A 21,107-nucleotide genomic window follows, 5' to 3' on the forward strand; every position below is an offset into this window, starting at 1 on the left:
TAGTTACCTTCAGGAAGGCAATTCGTGGCCCCCACTGTTTCAAACCCAGCCGATTCGACTTTCGCACTCAACCGCCACCTTCCAGCGCGTCAGTATGTTTATTCTGACAAGGATCAACGCGTAGTCGATACGCTACGAGTCTTAGCTGCCGATGCCGTCGAAAAAGTTGGTTCAGGACACCCCGGCACTGCTTTTTCGCTTTCGCCTGTTGCGTGGCAACTCTTTCAGAATGTCATGCATTTTGATCCGGCTGATCAGCACTGGCAGGGGCGCGACCGTTTCGTCCTCTCCCCCGGCCATACGTCGTTGACCCTATACCTCCAACTCTTTGCTGCGGGAGCTGGCTTAGAGATGGAAGACCTTCAGGCGCTACGAACCTGGGGTTCGAAAACACCGGGACACCCTGAGTACGGCGATACTGATCATGTGGAGATCACAACTGGTCCTCTAGGACAGGGACTAGCCTCAGCAGTAGGGTTTGCATACGACCAGCGCAGAATTCGTGGTTTGATGGACCCCGACGCACCCGCAGGGACCTCTCCATTTGATCATCATGTTTATGTGATCGCATCGGACGGGGACTTGCAGGAAGGTGTTACCTCCGAAGCTTCGTCCCTGGCCGGCACCCAGGAACTTGGCAACCTTATTGTCATATGGGACGACAACAAGATCTCTATTGAAGATGACACTGACATTGCTTTCAACGAAAACGTTGAGCAGCGGTATGAAGCTTACGGTTGGCATGTCCAACGGATTGACTGGCTTCAGACCGGCGACTATGTCGAAGACACCGAGGCTCTCTATGAAGCGATCGCTAATGCGAAACACGAAACTGATAAGCCTTCCCTGATTTCCTTGCGTACTATTATCGGCTGGCCATCACCAAAGAAGCAGAATACCGGTGGCATTCATGGTGCAAAACTGGGCACCGAGGAACTTGCGGGGCTGAAAGAAGTCCTGGGCTTTAATACCGAGGAACACTTTGTCATGGACGAAGCGCTACTAGCCCACTCCCGCAGCGTTGGAGAGCGTTCCGCTGAGTACCGCAAAACTTGGGAAGAGGCCTATCAGTCCTGGCGTGCTGATAACCCAGACCGGGCGAAACTTTATGATCGTCTCGTTGCACAGGAACTGCCAGAAAACTTTGATGATGCCTTCCCTACCTTCGAGCCAGCAGACGGCACTATGGCAACCCGTGCAGCTTCCGGCAAGGTCCTCAGCGGTCTTGCAGAGGTCATGCCAGAGCTCTGGGGTGGCTCCGCTGACCTCGCTGGTTCAAATAATACGACCATGGCGGGCGAACCATCCTTCTTGCCGGTTGATCGTCAAACCACAACGTGGTCGGGTCATCCATACGGCCGGACCTTGCATTTTGGTATTCGCGAACACGCCTCGGGATCTATCGTTAATGGCATCACCCTGGGTGGGATGACGCGTGGCTATGCTGGAACCTTCCTCATCTTCTCGGACTACATGCGTCCTGCGGTGCGACTCTCTGCACTGATGGGTGTCCCCTCGATCTTCGTGTGGACGCATGACTCTATCGGTCTCGGTGAAGACGGTCCGACACACCAACCCGTGGAGCACCTGGCAGCCTTGCGTGCGATTCCAAATTTGGATGTCGTTCGTCCGGCTGATGCCAATGAGGTTTCGGTTGCGTGGAAGACGATCTTGTCACAGCGCGAACGTCCGTCCGGACTGATCCTGTCCCGTCAGGGGCTGCCGGTCTTTGACCGGAGTCAGGAAGCTTTCCACTCTGCAGATGGTGTTGCCCGTGGAGCGTATACGCTCGTCGAAGCCACCAATGAATCAGGCGAGACTGCACCAGACGTCGTACTCATCGGTACCGGATCCGAAGTACAGCTTGCTGTCGAAGCCCGTGAAACCCTGCAAAGTCAAGGCATTGCCACTCGCGTAGTTTCTGCGCCGTCATTGGAGTGGTTCGATGCCCAGGATGCTTCCTACCGCACAGCGGTACTTCCGACAGACACTCTGACAGTCTCCGTTGAAGCTGGTGTGGAGCAGGGATGGCAGAAGTACACCAGTGGCGACGGTCATTCAGTATCACTTGAACACTTCGGTGCATCTGCTGACTATCAAACCTTGTTCACGCAGTTCGGCATCACCGCTGACGCACTCGTGGCAAAAGTCCAAAGCCTCTACAACGCCTAAGGATTGTTTGTGACACAAAACCAATACACTCAAGCGCTGCATGACGCTGGTGTCTCCCTCTGGCTAGACGATCTCTCGCGGGACCGCATCGATTCGGGTGACCTCCAAAACCTTATCGACACGAAGACAATCACCGGGGTGACGACCAATCCGGCGATTTTTGGTAAAGCACTCACTACCGGCGAGGCCTACACCGAACAGTTGTCGAAACTTGCGGCATCGGGTGCGGATGCGCAAACCGCAGTCGTCGAAATGACGACCGATGATGTCCGAGCAGCCTGCGACATTATGTCGCCTATTTACCAGAAGAGTAATGGCTACGACGGCCGCGTATCAATCGAGGTGGATCCTCGTCTTGCCAGAGACACCGACCAGTCCATCGCACAAGCCATCGAGCTAGCAAAGACCGTTAATCGTGAAAATGTCATGATCAAGATTCCTGGGACCGTGGAGGGGCTCCCGGCGATCTCGAAGGTTCTGGCTGAAGGCATCAGCGTAAATGTCACGTTGATCTTCTCGCTCTCGCGCTATCGAGAAGTGGTCAACTCGTGGCTGAGCGGTTTAGAAGGTGCACGCGCCAAGGGTTATGACCTGGCAAAAATTCACTCGGTGGCAAGTTTCTTTGTCTCACGAGTTGATAGTGAAATTGACGCACAACTCGAGGCACTGAAGCTTCCTGCACAAGATGTCATGCAATTGCGTGGCAGAGCTGGAATCGGCAATGCCCGCCTCGCCTACCGAATCTTCGAGCAGATGCAAGACACTGAACGGTGGCGTCTTCTGGAATCAGCAGGTGCGCGACTGCAGCGCCCGTTATGGGCATCGACTGGCACGAAAAACCCAGAGTACTCTGACGTGCGGTATGTCAACGGTCTAGTGGGCGACTATACGGTGAACACGTTGCCGGAAGATACGTTGAACGCCGTTGCTGACCACGGGGAAATCACGGAACGTCGTATCCCAGACAACTACGCTATGGACGACGATCACCTCGATGACTTAGCACGGGCTGGCATTGATTATCACCAGGTGGTAACCAAGCTTGAAGACGAGGGGCTCGAAAAGTTTGTCGATGCATGGAACGCACTGCTAGAGAAGATCCAGCAGCAGCTCGACGCGCAAGCCTGATCTAAAATTCGGCGCCTCGCGCCAAAGAATAATGCTCATTAAACGGTCGGGCCGCCGCATCAAGAAAAGATGCGGCGGCCCGACCGTGAGTTTAAAGCAGCTAGTGCTTTAGAGAGCCAGTTCCTGGCCAGGGAAGATCAGTGTTGGATCGGAGATCTGATCGGTGTTCAGCTCGAAGAGTGCTCTCCAGCCCCCGTCAACGCCCTGTTCAGTGGCGATCTTGTTGAGGGTGTCACCTGACTGGACAGTGTAGGTTTCACCGGAAGCAGCTGCCTTCGGTGCAGGCTGAGCTGCCTGCTGTTCAACTGGCTGTTCCTGGACAGGAGCCTGCTGCTGAGGCTGTTCCTGCGCAGGAGCCTGTGCCTGCTGTTCTTGAGCAGGTGCCTGTTCTTGCTGCTCCATAGGCTGTCCGGTTGGTTCAGCCTGGCCCGAAGCACCGATCTGCTGCGAGCAGGATGGCCAAGCGCCCCAGCCTTGGTTGTCTAGGACGTTTTCAGCCACGGCGATCTGCTCTTCACGGCTTGCGTCAGCTGCACTGCCGGAGCCACCGTGTGCTTGCCATGTCTGTGGGTTGAACTGTAGGCCGCCTTCGTAGCCGTTACCGGTGTTGATGCTCCAGTCACCGCCGGATTCACATTCGGCTAGCTGATCCCAAGTTGAATCAGGTGCCGCATTTGCTGGTGCAGCAAAGCCGAAGAGTGGAACGGAGATCGCAGCAGCTGCGATAAGAGTCTTGGTTGCGAGTTTGCCGCGTGACGGTTTGGTCATGGCGTGGCGTGCTTCATGCTTCAAGTTTAGTCAGTCCTTTCCTTCGCAAACTTTGCGATAGGGATTCGTTTCCAGGTCACGGCATCCCGTGAGAGTTCATTGAGTTTTCATTTCATTGGCGGATGCCAGCAGGTACGAAATGACCTGAGTTCGCCACAATACATGTTCATGGTTCGTTATCAAAACGTTATAGACCATCTGGTGGGTGCCCGTCGTCACGTTTTCGGTTTCATGGAAATGGGGCCTCGATAAAATGCCAAGTCACAGCGGGGTATTATCGCTTGAATGTAGGACCTTTTAATGGCCTGTGAATCGTCTCAGAAAACGCCTAGTGTCCGATACTGGCGTATTTCGTTATGGTTTCGATGCCAAAAGCGCGGTGTAAACGGCGTAGGAGAAGCGTGATATTTCCGAGTTTCGGGAAATAAATAACCGGTAGAGCGTGATTCGCTCTACCGGTTTCAACCACAGGGTGGAAGCTTGTTATGTTAGAAATCTCCAGAGAAACGCGACATGAGACCTAAGACGACGATGATGCCGCCCCATAGCAGCGCTAGGGTGACGGTGAGGCGATTTAGGTTTCGTTCTGCGACGCCTGACGAACTCAGGCCACTAGTCACACCGCCGCCGAACATGTCGGACATGCCGCCGCCGCGGCCCTTGTGCAGCAGGATGGCAAAGACCAACGAAACTGACACGATCACGAGAATGATCTGGAGCACAAGTTCAAAATTCAACGGGTATTTTCCATTCTTCGTTGTCTAGTCGGTCAACAGGTGGTGTTCGAACCTGACAATACTAGCAAATTGTTCATCGTCGAGGCTTGCCCCACCGACCAAGACACCATCAATGTCGCGTTCACGCATGATGGTAGCTACATTGTCAGCTTTGACAGATCCACCATACAACACCCTGGTGGTCTGAGCTGTTTCAGTGTCGTAGAGAGCAGCGATTTCTCGGCGGAGGGCTGACGACATTTCTTGAGCATCATCGGGGCCGGCTACTTCTCCCGTGCCGATGGCCCAGACCGGTTCATAGGCCACCACGAGATTGGCCACTTCTTGGGCCGATAGCCCCGCTAGAGCTGCGCGCAGCTGGTTCATCGTGAAGTCGATGTGCTCCCCTGCAGTTCTTGTTTCAAGTCCTTCGCCGACACAGAGTATAGGCGTGAGTTCATGGCGTACTGCTGCCTTGAGCTTGGCATTGACGGTGTCGTCGGTTTCGCCATGAATGGTCCGCCGTTCTGAGTGGCCAATCAGCACGTAAATGCATCCGAGTTTGCGTAAGAAATCCCCGGAGACATCGCCGGTGTAAGCACCAGAGTCGTGCTGTGATAGGTCTTGACCACCGTAGGTCAGGTCAAGTTTATCCGCCATGATCAGCGTTTGAACGCTACGTAGATCAGTAAATGGTGGGAAAATTGCGACTTGTACTTTGTCGAAGTCGTGATCGTGGTCAGCGAGCGTCCACGAAAGTTTTTGCACCAGCGAGACGGCTTGGAAGTGATCCATATGCATCTTCCAGTTGCCGGCGATGAGTGGGGTGCGGTCGTAGACTCCGTCGGTCTTTGCGGTCAATGAAACTCCTGTCGTGTGTGAATCGATGCGGTTATTCAGTTGGGGTTAGCGAGCCAAGGCACCGATTCCTGGCAGGTCTTTGCCCTCTAGATATTCCAGGGAAGCGCCCCCACCCGTGGAGATGTGGCCGTAGTCTTCATCAGCAAAGCCGAGAACTCGTACAGCCGCTGCTGAGTCTCCCCCGCCGACTACCGAAAGGCCTTTGACATTCGTAAGCGCTTGGGCCACGGCGCGTGTTCCACCGGCAAAGTTTTCCATTTCAAAGACGCCCATCGGTCCGTTCCAAAAGACCGTGGACGATGCTTCAATATGTTGTGCGTAGATTTTTGCGCTTTCCGGTCCGATGTCCAAACCGAGAGCATCTGAACCGCCGGGTCCGGTCGTCATGGCGTCAACATCAACCACAGCGTGTGCTGCATCGGCGCTGAACGCTTCGGCAACAACAACGTCCGTCGGAACGACGATTTTTGCAGCTCCTGCTCCGGAACGACGCAGGTAATCTTGCACAATGGGAATTTGATCTTCTTCAAGCAACGAGGATGCTACATCGTGGCCCAGAGCTTTTAGGAAAGTGAAGGCCATTCCCCCACCGATCAACAACGTGTCGGCGCGATCGAGAAGGTTATCTATCACGGCCAGTTTGTCCGAGACCTTGGAACCACCAAGCACGACTGTGTACGGTCGGGCTGGTTCCGCGATGAGGCGGTCCAAGACATCCAGTTCTGTGGCCACCAGCGCACCCTGATAGCTAGGCAGCAGGGTGGCGATGTCGTAAACAGAGGTGTGTTTGCGGTGAACTGCGCCAAATGCGTCATTGACATATGCCCCGTCAGGCCCCGCTAGTGCAGCAAATTCCTTGGCGAGTGCGGCTCGTTCACTGTCATCTTTGGATGTTTCACGGGCGTCAAAGCGAACATTTTCGACCAGCAGTATCTGGCCATCTTTGAGTTGTGAAGCTTGGGTTTGGGCTGATGTGCCGGTGACATCTTTTGCGAGCATGACGTCCGAATCGGTCAATTCCGTCATGCGTTGCGCAACCGGTGCAAGAGAGTATTGTGGATCAACGGTCCCGTTGGGGCGACCAAGGTGTGCCAGAACAATGACCTTTGCGCCTGCCTGGGCGAGATCGGTGATGACCGGTAATGAGGCGCGGATTCTACCGTCGTCGGTGACTTTTCCATTGTCGAGGGGGACATTGAGATCGGATCGGACAATCACGGTGCGTCCGGCAGCAGAAGGTAGGAGGTCACGAATTGTTTGGGCCGTCATCAAAATACTCTTCGGGTCTCGACAATATGGTCTGGCCAGCAGTTGCGGGCCGTTAACATCTTAGCCGTGTACGGAAAAGTTTTTGCTTTAAAACACAAGGGATCTTTTGTCGTGTGACAAAAGATCCCTTGAATATGAAATTCGTCGCTACCGGTCAGACCGGCAGGTGTTCACGTTATGGCTTGACGAGGCCAGCAGCGTTGGCCCGAGCTGCTTCAAAACGTGACTGAACGTCTGCCCAGTTAACGATGTTCCAGATGGCTTTGACGTAGTCTGGCTTGACGTTCTGGTAGTCGAGGTAGAAGGCGTGCTCCCACATGTCCAGCATGAACAGTGGCGTAGTAGCTACTGGGACGCCATTCTGCTGGTCGTAGAACTGCTCGATGACAAGGTTGCCACCGATTGGTTCGTAGGCGAGGATAGCCCAGCCGGAGCCCTGGATACCCAGTGCTGCTGCGGTGAACTGAGCTTTGAAGTTGTCGAATGACCCAAAGAACTCGTCGATCGCTGCAGCGAGTTCACCGGTTGGCTTGTCGCCACCTTCTGGGGAGAGGTTGTTCCAGAAGATTGAGTGGTTGGTATGGCCACCCAGGTTGAAGGCCAGATCCTTGGTCAACTGGTTGATGTTCGAGAAATCGCCAGCTTCACGTGCAGCTTCGAGTTTCTCAAGAGCAGTGTTGGCACCATTGACGTAGGTGTTGTGGTGCTTGGAGTGGTGAAGCTCCATGATGCGACCGGAAATGTGTGGTTCCAGGGCACCGTAGTCGTAGGACAGTTCTGGCAGAGTGTATTTCGCCACGTATTCCTCCTAGTAAGTTCGGATAATGATCCGAGTGATTTGCTGATATCTATACATCAGCGAGATTGTTGGTCCACGAAATTTGCGCGAACCACTACCTTCTATAATAGGCCGCGCCCCCCGGGGTTCGGTCAAGGCCTGAGAGCTCGTCGGTCTGCGAACAGTAGTGTGATCCTAGTTGCTCTCACGGAATTCAGCGGGAACGGCATCGTGTGTGTTTGGCAGGCTCAGTTCCTGAGCGCGCTTATCAGCCATAGCTAGCAGACGACGGATACGGCCTGCGATAGCGTCTTTGGTCATAGGCGGTTCGGCCATGCGTCCGAGTTTGTCCAGGGAGGCATGCTGGTGTTCAACACGTAGCTTGCCCGCGTACTCGAGATGGTCTGGTATTTCATCCCCCAGAATCTCCAGTGCACGTGTGACGCGGGCGCTGGCAGCAACGGCCGCTTGGGCTGAGCGACGGAGATTTGCGTCATCAAAATTTGCGAGTCGATTCGACGAGGAACGAACCTCTTTGGTGGTTTGACGCTTCAACCAAGTCTCAACTGTCTGTTGGGCGCCCATGGCGGTCAATAGCGTCGTAATGGTTTCGGCATCACGAATGATGACCCGATCAGCCTGACGTACCTCTCGGGCTTTAGCCGTTACGCCGAGCCGACGGGCCGCTCCAACAAGTGCTAATGCGGCTTCGGGACCCGGGGCTACCACTTCTAGCGCAGAAGAGCGGCCCGGCTCAGTGAGGATGCCTTGGGAAAGAAAAGCCCCGCGCCATGCCGCAGCAGCGTCCGCGACACTGCCGTTTACGACTGCTGGTGGCATACCCCGTACAGGACGCCCTCGGGGGTCCATGAGTCCGGTTTTGCGGGCCAGCTGTGCGCCGCCTTCCATGATGCGCAATACATAGCGGGCACCACGACGTGAGCTTGACCCTTGCAGCGTAATGAGGTCGCATTCTGTACCAAAGGTGTCGTGCAGGGTGCTGCGTAACCGGCGTGCTGCGCCCTCATGGTCGAGCTCTGTTTCAATGATCAGACGACCGGGGAGCAGTTGTAGGCCCCCACCGAATCGCAAAATACCGACAACTTCCGCTAAACGTTCAGACAGTCGCGTAACAGGTACGCGTGCGAGTTCTTCTTTAGCGGTTGCGGTGAGTGCCATGTGGTGTTCACTATTCTTTCTTCGCGCGAGCGCGAACGGTCTATTTTCCTCGAGTTATGACGGAATCTTATCGAATGCCTCAGAAAAGGCTACTGCAAGACGTAATGGATCATGTACGCTATCGCGATGCTCGTCCTTTACCTTACTAAACACGACGGTTGCGCCCAGTTTTTCGGCTGCTTCGCTGAATTCAGCAGCATGCTCTTCGGTGACTACAGTTGGGTCCGCAATGATCACGTCGATTCGGAACTCAGGTGCATAGTAGTGCAGTACGGAAAGGTGTTCAGCTGCAGTCATCCCCTGTGTTTCGGTCGTTGACGGCTGCAGATTCATGACGAGACACCGTTTGGCCGTGGACTGCGTCAGAGCAGTACGTTGTTCTTCCAATAATAGGTGCGGCAGCACTGAGGTGTACCAGGAGCCCGGACCTAAAATGATCCAGTCGGTCAGCTCTATCGCATCTAATGCCTGCGGCGTGGCTGGCGCGTTTGGTGGTGAAAGCTCGATGTGGCTTACCCTCCCAGCGCCCGCGATCTTGGCGAGCTTGGCCTGACCGGTTACCGACCGGCGAGTGAGTTGACCCTCTTCATCAGCCAAGACAGTCCCCGAGATAGTCATCGGCGTGGTGGACATGGGTAAAACAACACCGCGTGCACCCAAGAGTGCACCGGCCCATGTCAGACCATCAACGGGATCGCCGAGCAGCTCCCAGAGCGCCACAATCAAGAGATTCCCGAGGGCGTGGTTGTCTAAGGTGCCCGGATCGCCATTCAGGCCAGAGGTTTTGAACCGGTGCTGCATGGTGTCGCGCCAGGTTCGACCCCAATCGGTATCATCACACAGTGCAGCCAGTGCCATGCGGAGGTCGCCGGGTGGGATGACATCCATTTCTTGACGGATGACGCCGGAAGAACCACCGTCGTCGGCAACGGTTACGATCGCGGTAATTTCACCGGAAATCAATCGCAGGGCTGATAATGTGGCGTAAAGTCCGTGGCCACCGCCTAAGGCAGTGACTTTGAGGTTTGGAGAATAGTGCCCGATCGTGGCACGTTCAGGACGCTGTACAGGTGCTAACGGCAATTGACCGGTAAAGTGCATACTCATTCGCGCCCCATGTCACGGTGAGAGATTTTGACCTTAACTCCGGAATATGTGGCGAGTCGCTTGGCGATCTCTTCAGCGATAGCTACCGAACGGTGTTTCCCGCCGGTGCAACCGAAGGCCAACGTTGCATAGTGCTTATTTTCCGAGCGGTACCCTTCGATCACAGGTTCCATCATGGCTACATAGCTGTCCATGAAAGATGCGACGCCTTTGCGCTCCAGCACATAGTTCGAGATCTCTTGATCTTGACCGGTAAATGGTCGGAGTTCCGGCACCCAATGCGGATTGGGGATGAAACGTACATCAGCAATATAGTTTGAGTCTTGCGGCACACCGTATTTAAAACCGAAAGACATAACGTTCAGTCGAATGACGATCGGGCCAGATTCGGTAAACAGCTCTGTTGTTGACGTGGTGAGATCGTGGACGTTGAGGTCCGACGTGTCGATCATCATCTCAGCTTGATCTCGCAGGGCAGCCATGAGCTCACGTTCAGCAGCGATGCCCTCAAGGATTGAACCGTCGCCTTGCAATGGGTGTGGACGACGAAGCGTTTCAAACCGGCGCACCAGAACTTCATCGGCAGCGTCAAGGAAAAGGACACGGAGCTCAGCACCATCGGTACGCAGCTGATTCATGGCTTCTTGCAGCGCTTGGAAGAACTCCTTGGACCGTACATCCACCACCAACGCGAGCTTTAACGGGGTGTCGGGATTTTTACCGATCAACTGTGCCATCGTGGAAAACAATTGCGGTGGAAGATTATCGACGACATACCAGCCGAGGTCTTCCAAAGAGTGGGCCGCGGTGGTGCGTCCTGCACCCGACATGCCGGTGATAATTAGGACTTCAGCGGTATCTGGTTTTACCGGTTGCAGTTCAGAGCTCATGATCGTAGCTTACCCTGTTCTTTCGACGCTGATTGGTCGGCCAAAGTATCGAAAATGGCCTGTGCGAGTTTGGGACCGACACCTGAAACAACCTGCAATTCCGCTACGGATGCTTGCCGGACTTTCTTGAGTGATCCAAAGTGTTTCAGGAGGTCTTTGCGACGTTTTTCACCGAGTCCTGGTACCTCATCCAGCACCGACGCGATCATTGAACTGGATCGTTTTGATCGGTGTGCCTGAATAGCAAAACGGTGTGACTCATCGCGGAGACGCTGTAGGAGATAGAGACCCTGTGAACTCCGCGGCAGGATCATGGGGAAGTCATCCCCCGGAATCCAAAGTTCCTCTAGACGTTTCGCAAGGCCAACCACCGGAACATCATCAATGCCTAAGTTCAATAGGGCTTGCTGAGCAGCATTAACTTGCGCCAGTCCCCCATCAACGACAACCAGTGAGGGCGGATACGAGAACTTCTTGCGTTCTTCGCTATGTTCCTCTTGAGTCGAGAGTTCCCCGGAGTGCATTTCGGGTGCTTCGGCTTGTTCTTTTAGGAAGTTCTTGAATCTGCGGCTCAGCACGTCGTCCATTGCGGCAGTGTCGTCACGTGCAGCATCTCCGGTGACATTAAATTTCCGGTAGTCACGCTTCTTGGGTAAGCCATCTTCGAAGACGACCATGGAACCCACCACGTTGGTGCCCTGTACATGAGATATGTCATAAGCTTCGATACGTAGCAGGGGCTGATCGAATTCGAGCGCTTCTTGGAGCTCCCGCAGGGCCGCTGATCGTGCCGTGATATCTCCGGAGCGACGCGACTTGTGCAACCGCAACGCCCCGTCGGCATTCTCTTTAACGGTTTCCAGAAGTTGGCTCTTCGTGCCGCGTTGTGGGACGCGTAGGTCTACTTTGGCACCGCGTCGTTGGGCCATCCAAGTTTCAATCTGTTCTGGATTCTCAGGTAACACAGGCACCAAGATTTCGCGGGGAATGCGTTCAGTATCTTCCATGTCGCCGTAGATTTGCAGCAGCAGTTGTTCGACGAGCTGCGGTTCGGTGGTATCCTCGACCTTTTCAACGACCCAACCTCGTTGACCACGAATCCTGCCATCTCGAACGTGAAATACCTGAAATGCGGCTTCTAATTCGTCTTCAGCAAAGGCAAAAATATCAGCCTCGGTGGTCTCGGGGAGTACGACAGCGTTCCGTTCGAAAACTTTCTTCAAAGCTTCGATATCGTCACGGTACCGTGCAGCATCTTCGTATCGTAGCTCCGCAACAGCGGATTGCATCTGCTGTTCAAGTTCCCGGAGGTATGGTCTCACATCGCCGTTCATGAACGCGACGAAGTCTTCGGCCAGTGCGTAGTGGTCTTCCTCAGATATCCGGTTGACACAGGGTGCAGCACACTTGTCGATGTACCCCATCAAGCATGGTCGGTCTGCGAGCTGGGCGCGACGAAAGACCCCGGCTGAGCACGTTCGTACAGGAAAAACACGCAGCATGCGGTCAACTGTTTCGCGGATTGCCTTGGCCGGGTGAAATGGGCCAAAGTACTTTACGCCCTTTCGGCGGTCACCTCGCATGACCATAACCCGTGGAAATTTTTCGTTCATGGTGACAGCTAGGTACGGATACGACTTATCGTCCCGGTACATGATGTTGTACCGGGGCGTGAATTCTTTAATCCAGGTGTATTCCAGCTGAATTGCCTCTTGTTCAGAAGCAACGGTGGTCCATTCCACGGCTGCGGCCGCGTGCACCATAGTGCGTGTCTTCGGCGGTAGCGTGTTGGGATTAACGAAGTAGGAGCTCAGACGAGAGCGGACGTTATTGGCCTTCCCCACGTAAATAATGCGGCCGTATGGATCCTTAAAACGGTAGACACCCGGATCCGTGGGAATGTCTGAGGTTTTTGGCCGGTAGGAGGCTGGATCAGCCAAAGGTTTCGGGTCTCCTTGCGTAGTTAGGAGGCCGTTTCGTCTGGCCTCTTATTGTATTCGTCGACGCGTTCCTGGCCGGTCAGCTCGGCAATCCTTGCCATAATATGATCGGTGGTTTTACGTCGTATTTGGAGTCCGTGCTTGGGTCCAAGATGTTCGACTTCTATGGGTTTTCCGACTCGGATTTCGAATTTTCGAGGGAGAATCACGTTTTTACCTGGAGGCTGTAGCTTGTCGGTGCCAATCAAACCTACTGGGATCACTGGGACACCGGTTGTTAGGGCAAGCCATCCGACACCGGTTCGCCCTCGGTAGAGGCGACCATCTCTGGATCTGGTGCCTTCTGGGTAAATCCCAACGCCGTCACCATTTCCAACGAACTCGACGAGTTGCTTCAGCGCTGTCACCGATGCGGAGTGGTCACCACGCTCGACAGGGATGGAGCCTACTGAGTCGAAGAAGCCTCGCATAATTTTGCCTTTAAGGCCCTTCTGGGTCCAGTAATCTGCCTTGGCAAAGAAGCGTACCTGACGGGGCAAAAGGGACTGGATAATCACGGAATCCAGGAACGACAAGTGGTTGCTCGCGACGATAAACCCGCCAGATGCTGGGACGTGTTCAAAACCTGATGTTTCCGGGCGCGCCCCGACACGGAGTAGTGTGCGCACGCTGGTGCGCACAATCCCAGTTTCGCCGATTGCCATTATGACCCTCCCTGCCCAGTGTAGGGCAGTGTTAGTGCGTGTGGACTCATTGATTCTACAACGTTATGTATGCAATACATCCGCTAAGAATCTACCGGTGTGACTCTGGTGAACTTTGGCAACCTGTTCAGGTGTTCCGGTCGCGACAATCTCACCGCCGCCAGAGCCTCCTTCTGGTCCAAGATCAATGACCCAGTCGGCTGACTTGATGACGTCTAGGTTGTGCTCGATGGTGATGACGGTGTTGCCCTTTTCTACCAAGCGGTTCAACACCACGAGCAGTTTGCGGATGTCTTCGAAATGCAGGCCGGTGGTGGGTTCGTCAAGCACATAGACAGATTTACCAGTGGCTCGACGTTGAAGTTCGGTAGCAAGTTTGACGCGCTGGGCTTCCCCGCCCGACAACGTGGTGGCAGGTTGTCCGAGTCGTACATAGCCGAGTCCGACGTCGACGAGAGTGTTCAGGTGACGGGCGATCCGCTGATATGGAGCGAAGAATTCGGCTGCTTCTTCAATGGGCATGTTCAGGACTTCCGAGATATTCTTGCCCTTGTATTCCACTTCGAGAGTTTCTCGGTTGTACCGGGCCCCATGGCAAACCTCACATTGGACATACACATCGGGCAGGAAGTTCATTTCGATCTTCAAGGTACCGTCGCCCGAGCAGGCTTCACAGCGTCCACCTTTAACATTGAACGAGAACCGGCCGGGTTTATACCCGCGGACTTTCGCTTCTTGGGTATCAGCAAACAGGTTGCGCACGTGGTCGAAGACGCCCGTATAGGTAGCAGCATTGGAACGTGGCGTGCGGCCAATCGGCGACTGATCAACATGTACGACTTTATCGAGTTGCTCCAGACCATTCACACGACGGTGTCGTCCGGGAACGTGTCGAGCCCCGTTGAGTTCGTTGGCTAGGACCTTATACAAAATCTCATTGACCAGGGTCGATTTCCCTGATCCTGAAACTCCGGTAATGGCCGTGAAAACGCCCAACGGGAATTTTGCAGATACGTTTTGGAGGTTGTTTTCACGAGCTCCAACAACTTCGATCTGGCGATCTTTATCTACTGGACGTCGAGTCGTCGGAATGACAATTTCTTTGCGACCCGCAAGGTAGTCGCCGGTCAGCGAAGCAGTATTGTCTTTGAGGCCTTCCAGTGAGCCAGAGTGCACGATGTGGCCACCCTTTTCGCCAGCCTCTGGACCGATATCTACGATCCAGTCGGCTTCACCGATGGTTTCTTCATCGTGTTCAACGACGATCAGCGTGTTGCCGAGATCGCGTAAGCGCAACAGCGTTTCAATGAGGCGACGATTATCTCGTTGATGCAGCCCGATCGAGGGTTCATCCAATACATACAGCACTCCGACAAGACCCGATCCGATTTGGGTTGCCAGTCGAATACGCTGCGCTTCCCCACCCGACAGGGTACCGGCTGGACGCTCCAAGTTGAGATAGTCTAGACCGACGTCAAGCAAGAATTTCAAACGAGCATTAATCTCAATGAGGACTTGATCAGCGATCTTGGCGTCTCGTTCTGAGAGCTGGAGTTGGTCCATAAATTCGATCGAGTCTTCCATGGGCATATGCGACACTTCAGCAATCGACTTACCGCCCACAAGCACAGACAGTGATGTGGGGTTCAGCCGCGCTCCCCCACACGCCGGGCAGGCGACTTCACGCATATAGGACTGGAATCGATCACGTGCTTGGTCAGACTCTGCTTCATCGTATTTGCGCTTGACGTAATCGATGACGCCTTCAAAGCCGGTGGTGTAGCGACGTTCGCGTCCCCAGCGGTTGCGGTAAGAGACTTTTACTTTGAAATCTTTACCGTGCAGGAGTGCTTTTTTCGCCGCCTTGGAGAGCTCTTTAAACGGCGTATCCATCGAGAAACCGACTTCGTCGGCAAGCCCCGAGATTAAACGCTGCCAGTATTCTCGCGTGCGTTTACCGATATCCCACGGTGAAATTGCGCCTTCGGCAAGCGTCAGATCTGGGTCAGGAATGATCAGTTCTTCATCAACTTGTAGCTGGGAACCGATTCCGGTGCAGGTCGAGCACGCGCCGAAGGGGTTATTGAAGGAAAAGGACCGCGGTTCAATCTCATCAATATTGAGAATGTGTCCGTTAGGACATGAGAGTTTCTCAGAAAATGACCGGAACTTTGCCCGTCCTTCGTCGTCGACGGCTTCCCAGTCCCCCGTATTGCGTTTATCAGGGCTGATCTGCGCGTCAATATCCACGAAGTCCACTACAACGACGCCCTCTGCGAGTTGCAATGATGTTTCAACGGAGTCAGTCAGTCGCTGGCGAATCCCGTCACGAATGACCAACCTGTCAACGACCACCGCGATATTGTGCTTGACCTGTTTTTCGAGTGTTGGTGGATCAGCAAGCTGAATTTGTTCCCCGTCAACAATGGCTCTGGAGAACCCTTGGGCCGAGAGGTTGGCAAAGAGATCAACGAACTCGCCCTTACGGCCTCGTACTACCGGGGCAAGTACTTGGAAGCGAGTGCGCTCTTCTAGGTCCAGTAATTGGTCGACGATATGTTGAGGTGTCTGCTGGGAAGCGGGTTCACCACATTCTGGACAGTGTGGGACACCGATTCGGGCCCAGAGGAGCCTCATGTAGTCGTGAATCTCGGTGATCGTACCGACTGTTGAACGCGGGTTCTTCGACGTCGACTTCTGATCAATCGAGACTGCAGGTGAGAGCCCTTCGATGAAATCAACCGACGGCTTATCGACACGGCCCAGGAACATTCGAGCGTATGACGACAGCGACTCAATATAGCGCCGCTGACCTTCGGCAAATATGGTGTCGAACGCCAGTGAGGACTTACCTGAACCAGACAAACCCGTGAAGACAATAAACGCGTCACGTGGAATGTTGAGATTCACATTCTTTAGGTTGTGTTCACGAGCCCCCTGGACCACAATCCGGTCGGGTTCGTGCTCGCCCTCTATAGCGTTAGCTTGTTCCCGTTGCGATACCAGACTGTTGGAGTGTTGCTGGCTGGATGCGCCGTCAACGTTATGTGTGGTGGTCAAGTACGTGATCCCTCGAGTCCTGAAAGACAGTAGAAAACTAGACTTCCAGGATAGAACACTTCTTGGCATAACACGGATTGTGGCCGACCCGCACGTCCGACTCTTCGCGCAAAGCTAAGCTTTTCTAGGGAGGGACCCCATTCGCAACGACGCGCGTGAAGGTGTAAATTAGCGGTCATGTCCAAAACGTCTCCAACTATCGGCTCCATCAAGCTCCTGCATGACCTGCCTCAGGTCACGATCCGAACGCGTTCGGTTTCTGAGATGGACAATAACGTGTACCTGATTACCTCAAAAACCACCGGGTCCCAGGTGTTGATCGATGCAGCAGATGAACCAGATGCGATCATGGAGCTGTTGGCGTCTGCGGCAGACGACACGCCGTGTGACCTCGATTTGGTTTCTTTGATCACCACGCACGAGCACTGGGATCATATTCGAGCATTAGCCGAAATCGTGGATCGAACGAAAGTGCCAACTTCAGCTGGGGAGCCGGACGCCGACGCAATCGAAGAAGCCACCGGGGTTACCGCCAAAGTGCATCTGAAGCACGGTGACAAGGCTCAGTTCCCTGGAATCGAATTAGACGTGATTGGACTGCGCGGCCATACCCCGGGATCAGTCGCCCTGGTATATGTGCCAAATGGTGATGAGCCGACCATTATTTTCTCCGGCGATTCGTTGTTTCCAGGAGGCGTCGGCAATACGTGGAATGACCCGAAGCGTTTTACTTCCCTGATCAACGATGTGTCACAACGTATTTTCGAGAAATACGATGACGATACCGTTGTGCTGCCCGGACATGGCGGTTCTACGGTGCTCGGTGTTGAACGACCACATGTCGAAGAGTGGCGCGAACGCGGTTGGTAACAGCCCACCTCGCCCACGTCCCCATCCGCTGAGATCCCTCCCCGAGGTTGTCGCTCAACCGTGGTGCCGAACTAAATAAAGTAGTCCAGTTCCTTATGACCGACCACAAAAATGCGTCGGAAGGGATAAACAGTGACCTCCTGGCCGTCCGGACCGACATATGGCGGATAGGCGTCTAGCATTTCGGCTTTATAGCGGGCCACAAAAGAGTCGTGCAGAGTAGTGCCGTGTTCTGCATCATGCTCAGTCAGTTTTTGTAACACCGGACGCAAAGCAGCACCTTTGACCCAGTCGAACACGGGATCCGGGCCGGTGAGTACTTGATGATACGTCGATTCCCAGACATTGGGGCGGAAGCTGTGTTCTAGCAGCATGTGAGTATAGTCTTCGACCGAGTGCACCGTCTCTCCGGTATATGCTGCATCAGCAGCAACCGAAAACTTCTCTTCACCGGCAAGTTCTCCGATGAACTGATGCGATCGTGCCACGCTGTTCCCTGGGACTTGCATGGCAAACCACGCGCCAGGTTTCAGCGATTTTAACCACTCGCTGATGATGTCTATATGGTTGGGAATCCACTGGAACATTGCATTTGAAACGATGGCATCAGTCTCAGCAGGGGGTTCCCACGTGGCCGCATTCTGTTGAGCAAACGACACATTTGCATACTGATCGTCATCAGCCTGAGTTACCAGGCGCCGAGCATCGTCGATCATCTCTGCTGAAGCGTCGAAGCCTGTAATACTGGCTTCCGGCCACCGGTGGGCTAGGGTGACCGTCATGTTTCCAGGACCACAACCGATGTCGTAGACCTGCTTGGGGGCATCAACCTGGACCGCGTTTGTTAGGTCGACGAAAGGTCGAGCGCGGTGGCCGGCAAAATGGGCATATTGGGCTGGATCCCATACGAAGTTTCTCATGGTCTTAGCCTAAACCGGTGGAGTCCAGGTGCCATGTTGCGGCGTTATGAATCGCAATGTTTGGCATATGCTGCCGACCGTGGGGGGCGTACTAGGATGTATTAGGTGCAACTAACTGATTACATTCCTGATCCTGACCGCGGCGAAGAGATTGAACCGGTACTGCTCTATGATCGATTCGTTGAGTGGACCCGCGAACGTGGCATTCAACTGTATCCGGCCCAGGACGAGGCCGTCACTGAACTAGTAGACGGTAAAAATGTCATCATGGCGACTCCCACGGGTTCGGGGAAATCGATGGTGGCGCTCGCGGCACATTTTTATGCTTTGGCCCAGGGCCAGACCACGTATTACACGGCTCCGATCAAAGCTTTAGTTTCGGAGAAGTTCTTTGATTTGATTGAGATCTTTGGGGCCGAGAACGTCGGAATGGTCACGGGAGATTCAGCGATCAACCCGGATGCTCCGATCATTTGTTGCACCGCAGAGATTCTCGCGATTCATGCGCTGCGTGAGGGCTCTGGGCTCGATGTTGGCCCCGTGGTTATGGATGAATTCCACTTCTACGCGGACCCACAGCGAGGTTGGGCTTGGCAAGTACCCCTCTTAGAGTTACCACAGGCCCAGTTTGTGCTGATGTCGGCAACTCTGGGTGATACCTCCCAATTTGAAACATCGATTACCAAACGGACGGGTCGCGAGACGGTGACAGTCTCCTCTGCCACCCGTCCGATCCCGTTGCACTTTGAATATTCGGAAATTCCGGTGCAACAGCAGATCGAAGCACTAGTCGAATCACAGCTTTCACCGATCTATATCGTGCACTTCTCACAGCTCGACGCTGTGGAACAGGCTTCGAACCTGTCATCAATATCGGTCACTACGCGAGAAGAAAAGAATCGCATCGCTGAGATTCTTGAGGGCTTCCGCTTTACGTCTGGGTTTGGAAAGACTCTGAATCGATTGATTCGCCAAGGGATCGGTGTCCACCATGCAGGGATGCTGCCAAAATATCGCCGGCTCGTCGAACGCCTCGCCCAGGATGGGTTGCTAAAGGTTATTTCGGGGACCGATACGCTCGGAGTGGGTATCAATGTGCCGATCCGAACAGTTTTGCTCACCGGTTTGTCCAAATTTGATGGCACCCGGCAGCGTCACCTCAACGCCCGTGAATTTCATCAGATTGCGGGTCGCGCTGGTCGCGCCGGCTTCGATACGGCCGGGACCGTGGTGGTTCAAGCTCCAGAGCACGTCATCGAGAATGCGTTAGCAGATCAGAAGGCCGCGGAGAAATTCTCAAGTATCAAAAATGAAGACGAGCGTGCCCGTCGGATAGCGCAGTCCACCAAATCTCAACCTAAGAAATCCCCGCCGAAGGGGTTTGTCTCTTGGTCCCGGACGACCTTCGATAAGTTGGTAGTGGGTCAACCAGAACCCATGGTTTCGCGGATGCGCATTACGCATTCGATCCTGCTCAACATCTTGGCTCGACCGGGCAATCCCATCACCTCAGTACGCCGGATGATCCAACGTTCAGCCGAAACCAAGGCTGCTAAAGCTCAACTCCAACGCAGGGCTATCGGTATTCTGCGCGAATTATTGGTGACCGACGTTGTAGTAGTCAACGACACCCCAGATGAGTGGGGCAACCGGTTAGTGCTCACCGTTGAACTACAAGCCGATTTTGCTTTGAACCAACCGCTGTCACCGTTTGCTTTGGCAGCTTTTGAGTTGATGGAAACAGGGTCCCCTACGTATGCGGTGGATATGGTGTCCATTATTGAAGCGACGCTTGATGGTCCACGGCAAATTCTCACCGCCCAGTTGCGAAAAATTCGCGACGAAGAAATGGGACGTATGCGCGCCGAGGGCGCCGAATACAATGAGCGAATGAAAGTGCTAGACGAACTCACCTATCCCCAACCCCTAGCTGAGTTACTGAACCAGCAATTTGAAATTTATCGGCAGGGTGCACCGTGGCTGGCTGAATTTGAATTGCAGCCCAAGTCCGTTGTGCGAGATATGTATGAACGCGCAATGGGCTTCGGTGACTACGTGAACTACTACGGTATCGCACGTTCCGAAGGGGTGCTGTTGCGCTATCTCACGGACGCTGCCAAGGCGTTACGTCAGACCATTCCGCAGGAAACGCGCACCGAAGAACTCGATTTGCTACAGCAATGGTTGGAGACCATCATCGTGACCACCGACTCTTCACTACTTGAAGAGTGGGAAAATATGATGACGGATGATGTCGATAAACTGATCGCTGATCACGAGTCACTGGCCCCGCCCGAACCACCAAAACTCACCGACAAAGAATCGGTATTTGTCGTCATGGTACGTAACGCGATGTTCCACAGGGTTCAATTATTCGGCGACGAACGCGATGAACGCCTCGAAGCCTTAGATCATCTTGCCGACGGGGCCGTCCCCTTCACATCAGATAATTGGGCGGACGCACTCGATGACTTCTTCAATCAGTACGAAGATCTCGATGACTCACCGGCCGCTCGCGTCCCTGCGTTTTTCCGGATGAACACCAATCCGGAACTTTCCAGTGGCGAAATGGCCGATGTTGGGGCAACAGAGAAAGACTACTGGTTGGTGACTCAGGTGCTTGTGGATCCGGAGGGCAACCACGACTTTGCCATCAATGCTGTCGTTCATCTGGAAGCCTCCAATGAGCAAGGCTCCCCTGCTGTGACGACCCTATCCGTTGGAAAACCGGTTCTATAGGAGAAG

16 protein-coding genes are annotated in these 21,107 nt (G+C 54.2%); 4 read left to right on the forward strand and 12 right to left on the reverse strand.

Annotated elements, in window-relative coordinates:
- Positions 1 to 24 precede the first annotated feature (24 nt).
- Both tkt and tal read left to right on the forward strand, forming a co-directional pair.
- The gene (gene tkt / locus G583_RS15265) at positions 25 to 2,172 is read left to right on the forward strand and encodes a transketolase (protein WP_022870824.1); all 2,148 of its coding nucleotides are present in this window, start codon (positions 25 to 27) and stop codon (positions 2,170 to 2,172) included.
- A gap of 3 nt (positions 2,173 to 2,175) precedes the next feature.
- Positions 2,176 to 3,300 (forward strand): transaldolase, encoded by a 1,125-nt coding sequence (gene tal / locus G583_RS0108840; RefSeq protein ID WP_211210754.1) that lies wholly within the window; start codon positions 2,176 to 2,178, stop codon positions 3,298 to 3,300.
- Between the two features lie 108 nt (positions 3,301 to 3,408).
- Here the strand turns inward: tal and G583_RS17060 are convergent, their stop codons facing one another.
- The 11 genes from G583_RS17060 to uvrA form a co-directional block, all read right to left on the reverse strand.
- Positions 3,409 to 4,068 carry a LysM peptidoglycan-binding domain-containing protein gene (locus G583_RS17060; protein WP_029629432.1) on the reverse strand — a complete coding sequence of 220 codons (660 nt, stop codon included), beginning with the start codon at positions 4,066 to 4,068 and terminating at the stop codon, positions 3,409 to 3,411.
- 488 nt (positions 4,069 to 4,556) lie between these two features.
- The gene (gene secG / locus G583_RS0108850; protein ID WP_022870826.1) at positions 4,557 to 4,805 is read right to left on the reverse strand and encodes a preprotein translocase subunit SecG; all 249 of its coding nucleotides are present in this window, start codon (positions 4,803 to 4,805) and stop codon (positions 4,557 to 4,559) included.
- Positions 4,806 to 4,829: 24 nt separating this feature from the next.
- Positions 4,830 to 5,645, reverse strand: a complete 816-nt coding sequence (gene tpiA / locus G583_RS0108855; protein ID WP_022870827.1) for a triose-phosphate isomerase — start codon at positions 5,643 to 5,645, stop codon at positions 4,830 to 4,832.
- 45 nt (positions 5,646 to 5,690) lie between these two features.
- Positions 5,691 to 6,914, reverse strand: coding sequence for a phosphoglycerate kinase (locus tag G583_RS0108860; protein WP_022870828.1), 1,224 nt, complete (start codon positions 6,912 to 6,914; stop codon positions 5,691 to 5,693).
- Between the two features lie 175 nt (positions 6,915 to 7,089).
- Entirely contained in the window at positions 7,090 to 7,713 is a 624-nt protein-coding gene (locus G583_RS0108865) for a superoxide dismutase (protein ID WP_022870829.1), read from the reverse strand.
- 174 nt (positions 7,714 to 7,887) lie between these two features.
- Positions 7,888 to 8,871 carry a DNA-binding protein WhiA gene (whiA, locus tag G583_RS0108870; protein WP_022870830.1) on the reverse strand — a complete coding sequence of 328 codons (984 nt, stop codon included), beginning with the start codon at positions 8,869 to 8,871 and terminating at the stop codon, positions 7,888 to 7,890.
- A 54-nt stretch (positions 8,872 to 8,925) separates the two neighbouring features.
- Positions 8,926 to 9,978 carry a gluconeogenesis factor YvcK family protein gene (locus tag G583_RS0108875; protein ID WP_022870831.1) on the reverse strand — a complete coding sequence of 351 codons (1,053 nt, stop codon included), beginning with the start codon at positions 9,976 to 9,978 and terminating at the stop codon, positions 8,926 to 8,928.
- Positions 9,975 to 10,868 carry an RNase adapter RapZ gene (rapZ, locus tag G583_RS0108880; protein ID WP_022870832.1) on the reverse strand — a complete coding sequence of 298 codons (894 nt, stop codon included), beginning with the start codon at positions 10,866 to 10,868 and terminating at the stop codon, positions 9,975 to 9,977. The genes G583_RS0108875 and rapZ overlap by 4 nt, the downstream gene beginning before the upstream one ends.
- Complete coding sequence (gene uvrC / locus G583_RS15270; RefSeq protein ID WP_022870833.1) at positions 10,865 to 12,808, reverse strand: excinuclease ABC subunit UvrC; 1,944 nt, start codon at positions 12,806 to 12,808, stop codon at positions 10,865 to 10,867. The genes rapZ and uvrC overlap by 4 nt, the downstream gene beginning before the upstream one ends.
- 23 nt (positions 12,809 to 12,831) lie before the next feature.
- A complete protein-coding gene (locus G583_RS0108890; protein ID WP_022870834.1) occupies positions 12,832 to 13,512 on the reverse strand; it encodes a lysophospholipid acyltransferase family protein in 681 nt (226 codons plus the stop codon).
- A gap of 63 nt (positions 13,513 to 13,575) precedes the next feature.
- Positions 13,576 to 16,518, reverse strand: a complete 2,943-nt coding sequence (gene uvrA / locus G583_RS0108895) for an excinuclease ABC subunit UvrA (RefSeq protein ID WP_029629433.1) — start codon at positions 16,516 to 16,518, stop codon at positions 13,576 to 13,578.
- A gap of 231 nt (positions 16,519 to 16,749) precedes the next feature.
- Here uvrA and G583_RS0108900 point away from each other — a divergent pair, with 231 nt between their 5' ends.
- Positions 16,750 to 17,442, forward strand: coding sequence for an MBL fold metallo-hydrolase (locus G583_RS0108900; RefSeq protein ID WP_022870836.1), 693 nt, complete (start codon positions 16,750 to 16,752; stop codon positions 17,440 to 17,442).
- A 71-nt stretch (positions 17,443 to 17,513) separates the two neighbouring features.
- Here G583_RS0108900 and G583_RS0108905 read toward each other — a convergent pair whose 3' ends face one another.
- Positions 17,514 to 18,362: a methyltransferase domain-containing protein gene (locus tag G583_RS0108905; RefSeq protein ID WP_022870837.1), complete on the reverse strand. Its 849-nt coding sequence runs from the start codon at positions 18,360 to 18,362 to the stop codon at positions 17,514 to 17,516.
- A gap of 105 nt (positions 18,363 to 18,467) precedes the next feature.
- Here G583_RS0108905 and G583_RS0108910 point away from each other — a divergent pair, with 105 nt between their 5' ends.
- A complete protein-coding gene (locus tag G583_RS0108910; RefSeq protein WP_022870838.1) occupies positions 18,468 to 21,101 on the forward strand; it encodes a DEAD/DEAH box helicase in 2,634 nt (877 codons plus the stop codon).
- The last annotated feature ends 6 nt before the right edge of the window (positions 21,102 to 21,107 follow it).

This window comes from Yaniella halotolerans DSM 15476, assembly GCF_000420805.1.
GTDB classification, from domain to species: domain Bacteria; phylum Actinomycetota; class Actinomycetes; order Actinomycetales; family Micrococcaceae; genus Yaniella; species Yaniella halotolerans.

Bases quoted from the DNA above. Each gene is read 5' to 3' on its own strand.
- G583_RS0108875 (WP_022870831.1), bottom strand. From the start codon at position 9,978: ATGAGTATGCACTTTACCGGTCAATTGCCGTTAGCACCTGTACAGCGT.
- G583_RS0108890 (WP_022870834.1), bottom strand. From the start codon at position 13,512: ATGGCAATCGGCGAAACTGGGATTGTGCGCACCAGCGTGCGCACACTA.
- G583_RS17060 (WP_029629432.1), bottom strand. From the start codon at position 4,068: ATGACCAAACCGTCACGCGGCAAACTCGCAACCAAGACTCTTATCGCA.
- whiA (WP_022870830.1), bottom strand. From the start codon at position 8,871: ATGGCACTCACCGCAACCGCTAAAGAAGAACTCGCACGCGTACCTGTT.
- rapZ (WP_022870832.1), bottom strand. From the start codon at position 10,868: ATGAGCTCTGAACTGCAACCGGTAAAACCAGATACCGCTGAAGTCCTA.
- G583_RS0108905 (WP_022870837.1), bottom strand. From the start codon at position 18,362: ATGAGAAACTTCGTATGGGATCCAGCCCAATATGCCCATTTTGCCGGC.
- G583_RS0108900 (WP_022870836.1), top strand. From the start codon at position 16,750: ATGTCCAAAACGTCTCCAACTATCGGCTCCATCAAGCTCCTGCATGAC.
- G583_RS0108860 (WP_022870828.1), bottom strand. From the start codon at position 6,914: ATGACGGCCCAAACAATTCGTGACCTCCTACCTTCTGCTGCCGGACGC.